This is a genomic window from Streptomyces sp. NPDC037288 (genome assembly GCF_055603265.1).
On record NZ_JBVJVY010000133.1, the window covers coordinates 1 to 5193 of the forward strand.

Below are 5193 nucleotides of genomic sequence, written 5' to 3' on the forward strand. Positions count from 1 at the left end.
CACACACCCAACGGCAAGCTGGACCGCAAGGCCCTGCCCGCCCCCGACCTCTCCGCCACCCCCGGCGGACGCCAGGCAGCCACCGAACACGAGGAAGTCCTGTGCGGGCTGTTCCGGGAACTGCTGAACCTGTCCGCCGTAGGCGCCGACGACAGCTTCTTCGACCTCGGCGGCGACAGCATCATGTCCATCCAGCTCGTCAGCCGCGCCCGCGCCACCGGACTCGTGATCACGCCCGGCCAGGTCTTCGAGCACAGAACCCCCGCAGGACTCGCCCTCGTCGCGGAAGCGGCCGAGGACGCATCCGTACCGGCACTTCCGGCGGGCAGCGGCATCGGCAGGGTGCCCGCCACCCCGATCGTGCACTGGCTGCGCGAGCGCGGCGGACCCATCGGCCGGTTCCACCAGTCCGTCCTGCTGCACAGCCCGGCCGGCCTCACCCTGGACCGGCTCACCGAGTCCCTGCAGGTGCTCCTCGACCACCACGACGCCCTGCGCGCCCGGCTGATCAGGGACGACGACTGGGCACTCGACGTGCCGCGGCCGGGTACGGTCCGGGCGGCCGGCCTGGTCCGCCGGGTGGAGTGGGCCGGCGCCTTGGCCGAGGAGTCGCGCGCGGCCGTCGCCGCCGAGGGCGACGCGGCCGCCGACCGGCTCGACCCGGACGCCGGGGTGATGCTCCAGGCGGTGTGGTTCGACGGCGGGCCGGGGCGGAGCGGCAGACTGCTGCTCGTCGCGCACCACCTGGTGGTCGACGGAGTGTCCTGGCGCATCCTGGTGCCCGACCTCGCCGCCGCCTGCGAGGCGCTCGCCAAGGGCGCCGAACCCAGCCCGGCCCCCGTGCCGACGCCCTTGCGCGTCTGGTCCGAGGCACTGACCGCAAAGGCACCGGGACGCGCGGACGAACTGCCGCTGTGGCGGCGGCAGTCGACCGGGGAGGATCCCGTCTTGGGCAGCAGACGACTGGACCTCGGGCGTGACACGTTCGCCACCGAACGCACCCTGGTGCGCGCCCTCTCCCCGGACCACACGTCGGCGCTGCTCGCCGAGGTGCCGGCCGCCTACCACGCGGGCGTCAACGACGTCCTGCTCACCGCCTTCGCCGTGGCCGTCGCGGACTGGCGGACCCGCAGGGGCAAGGCCGACGGTACGACCGTCCTGGTGGACCTGGAGGGGCACGGCCGGGAGGACGTCGTCGACGGCGTCGACCTGTCCCGCACCGTCGGCTGGTTCACCAGCCTGCACCCGGTCCGCCTGGACCCCGGGACCGGCCACCGTACCGGCTCCGGCTTCTGGGCCGGCGGCCCCGCCGTCGGCGGGACGCTGAAGCGGATCAAGGAGCAGTTGCGGGCGGTGCCCGACGGCGGCATCGGCTACGGCATGCTCCGCCACCTGGCGCCCGGCACCCCGCTGCCGCCCACCGCTCCGCCGCAGCTGGGCTTCAACTACCTGGGCCGCTTCCCGGCGGCCTCCCGGAACGAGGATCCCTGGACCGCGGCGCCGGAGGCCGACGCGCTCGGCGGTGGGGCCGACCCCTCGATGCCGCTCACCCACGAACTCGAACTCAACGCGCTCACCGAGGACCGCCCCGAAGGCCCCTGCCTGGTGGCGACCTGGTCCTGGGCAGGCGACCTGTTCACCGTCCCGGAGGTCGCCGACCTCGCCGACACCTGGGCACGTGCCCTGGCCGTCCTGGCCGAGCACGCCCGGGCCCCCGAGGCCGGCGGGCACACCCCCTCCGATCTGACCCTCGTCTCACTGTCCCAGGCCGAGATCGACCTGCTGGAAGCCGACTGGAGAACCGCTCAATGACGAAGCAGGGACTCGCCGACGTACTGCCGCTCTCGCCGCTGCAGGAAGGGCTGCTCTTCCACGCGCTGTACGACGAAAGCGCCGCCGACGTCTACACCGTGCAGCTGAGCTTCGACCTGGAAGGGCCGCTCGACGCCGCAGCGCTGCGGACGGCGGCGGAGGCGCTGCTGCGCCGCCACCCCAACCTGCGTGCCGCGTTCCGCCACGAGGGACTCAGCCGCGCCGTCCAGATCGTGCCCCACGAGGTCACGCTCCCCTGGACGGAGACCGATCTGTCGGCCCACACCGACCCGGACCGGCAGCGCGCCGAACTGGACCGGCTGCTCGCGGCCGACCGGGCCACGCGGTTCAACCTGACCCGTCCGCCCCTGATGCGCTGCGCCCTGTACCGGCTCGGAGAGGAGCGGCACCGCCTGGTCCTCACCAAGCACCACATCCTGGTGGACGGCTGGTCCATGCCGGTCCTGGTGCGGGAGCTGTTCCAGCTGTACGCCGCCGGCGGCGACGCCACCACCCTGCCCGCGGTCACCCCCTACCGTCAGTACCTGGCCTGGCTGAACGGACAGGACAAGGCCGCCGCCGAGGCCGCCTGGGGCCGGGCGCTGTCCGGGCTGGACGGACCGAGCCTGCTCGCCCCCGCCGACGCGCCGCCGCCCACCGTGCCGCCCCGCCACCTCACCGTGCAGCTGAGCGAGCAGCTCACCGCCTCGCTGCGTGACCAGGCCCGCCACCGCGGGCTCACCCTCAACACCGTCCTGCAGGGTGCCTGGGCGCTGCTGCTCGCCAAGCTGACGGGCCGCGACGACGTCGTCTTCGGCGCGACCGTGTCCGGGCGGCCACCGGAGATCCCGGGCGTCGAGACCATGGTCGGCCTCTTCATCAACACCCTTCCGGTGCGCATCGAGCTGCCCGCCGCCGAACCGCTCGCCGACGCTCTGGCCCGGCTCCAGACCCGCCAGGCCGACCTGATGGCACATCAGCACCTGGGCCTCACCGAGGTGCAGCGCGTCGCCGGCCACGGCACCCTCTTCGACACCATCGCGGTGTTCGAGAACTACCCGCTCGACCGGGCCGAACTCCAGCCGCCGGTCGACGGCCTGACCCTGACCGGCCTGCACGCCACCGACGCCACGCACTACGCCCTCGGCGTCGTCGCCGGCGTGGTCGACGGACGGCTCACCCTGCGCCTGGACCACCGTCCCGACCTCTTCGACACCGCGTCGGTACACCGCATCGCCGACCGGCTGATGCGCGTCTTCGAGATCTTCGCCGCCGACCCGACCCGGCCCGTCGGACGCGTCGACGTGCTCGGTGCCGCGGAACTCCACCGCGTCGTGGAGGAGTGGAACACGCCCGACGGCCCGACCGCCCTGGCCGCCCCGGACACCCTGACCGCCCGTTTCGCCGCCCAGGCCGCCCGTTCCCCCGACGCGGTCGCCGTCTCGCTCGGTGACGACCGGCTCACCTACGCCGAACTGGACGCCCGGTCGAACCGGCTGGCCCGGCTGCTCGCCCGGCACGGAGCGCGGCCGGAACGGTTCGTGGCGCTGGCCCTGCCCCGCTCCCTCGACCTGGTGGTCGGCGTGCTCGCGGTGCTCAAGTCCGGCGCCGCCTACCTGCCGCTGGACCCGGACTACCCGGCCGACCGGCTCGCCCACATGCTGGCGGACGCCCGCCCGGCACTGTTGGTGACCCGGTCCGACGCGGGCCTGCCCGCCGGGCTCGGTGAGGGCACCGCCCACCTCCTGCTCGACGAGCCGGGGACGGCTGCCGCGCTCGCCGCCGAGCCCGCCACCGCCCCTGCCGTGGACGTACGCCCGCACCACCCCGCGTACATGATCTACACCTCGGGCTCCACCGGCCGCCCCAAGGGCGTCGTCGTGCCGCACCACAACGTCGTCCGCCTCTTCGGTGCGACCGGCCACTGGTTCCACTTCGGCCCCGACGACGTGTGGACGCTCTTCCACTCGTACGCCTTCGACTTCTCCGTGTGGGAGCTGTGGGGCCCGCTGCTGCACGGCGGCCGGCTCGTGGTCGTGCCGCACGCGGTCACCCGCTCCCCCGAAGAGTTCCTGCGGCTGCTCGCCGACGAGCGCGTGACCGTGCTCAACCAGACACCCTCAGCCTTCTACCAGCTGATGCAGGCCGACCGGGAGAACCCCGGGGCCGGCGACCGGCTGTGCCTGCGGTACGTCGTGTTCGGCGGCGAGGCGCTCGACCTGTGGCGGCTCGCCGACTGGTACGCCCGGCACGCCGACGACGCCCCGGTCCTGGTCAACATGTACGGCATCACCGAGACCACGGTGCACGTCAGCCACCTCGCCCTCGACGCGCCAGGCGCGGCCGCCGGCCCCGGCAGCATGATCGGCCGCGCCATCCCGGACCTGCGGATCTACGTCCTCGACGGTGGACTGCGCCCAGCCGCGCCCGGCGTCGCCGGGGAGATGTACGTCGCCGGCGAGGGACTGGCCCGCGGCTACTGGGGGCGGCCCGGCCTGACCGCGAGCCGGTTCGTCGCCGATCCGTTCGGCGCCCCCGGGACGCGGATGTACCGCACCGGAGACGTGGCGCGCTGGACGGAGGACGGCGCCCTGGAGTTCGTCGGCCGGGCCGACGACCAGGTCAAGATCCGAGGCTTCCGGATCGAGCTCGGCGAGATCGAGTCCGTCCTCGCCGCGCACCCGGCGGTGGCCCAGGTCGCCGTCGTCGTACGGGAGGACCGCCCCGGCGACCGCCGCCTCGCCGCGTATGTGGTCCCGTCGGCCGGAGAGCGGATCGACCCGGACCGGATCCGCGTCCATGCCGCGCGGAGCCTGCCCGACTACATGGTCCCGGCCGGCTTCGTCACCCTCGACGCGCTGCCACTGACCGCCAACGGCAAGCTGGACCGCAGGGCACTGCCCGCCCCCGAGCTCGCCGGCGCGACGACGGGGCGAGCGGCCCGCACGCCGCAGGAGGAGATTCTGTGCGGCCTGTTCGCCGACGTGCTCGGCGTGCCCGAGGTCTCCGTCGACGACCACTTCTTCGACCTGGGCGGGCACTCGCTGCTCGCCACCCGCCTGGTCAGCCGGATCCGCGCTGCCCTCGGCGTCGAACTGGCCATCCGCGCGCTGTTCGAGGCCCCCACGGTGGCGTCGCTCGCCGGACGGCTCGGGGAGGCCAGGACCGCCCGCCCCGCACTGCTGCCCGCCGTCCGCCCCGACCGCGTCCCGCTCTCCTTCGCCCAGCGCCGCCTGTGGTTCCTGGACCGTCTCGAAGGCTCCGGGGCCACCTACAACATTCCGCTCGCCCTGCGGTTGCGTGGGGTGGTGGACCGGGAGGCGTTGCGGTCGGCGCTGGGTGATGTGGTGGCCCGGCACGAGAGCCTGCGGACGGTGTTCC

The 5193-nt window shown here is 74.1% G+C and carries 2 protein-coding genes; both read left to right on the forward strand.

The genetic code is table 11. The features are described from left to right. Positions 1 to 1812, forward strand: a 1812-nt coding sequence (locus ACZ7GZ_RS42140) for a condensation domain-containing protein (protein WP_471033039.1), incomplete at its 5' end; no start/stop codon positions are given. Then, positions 1809 to 5193, forward strand: a 3385-nt coding sequence (locus ACZ7GZ_RS42145) for an amino acid adenylation domain-containing protein (protein WP_471033042.1), incomplete at its 3' end; no start/stop codon positions are given. The genes ACZ7GZ_RS42140 and ACZ7GZ_RS42145, both read left to right, overlap by 4 nt.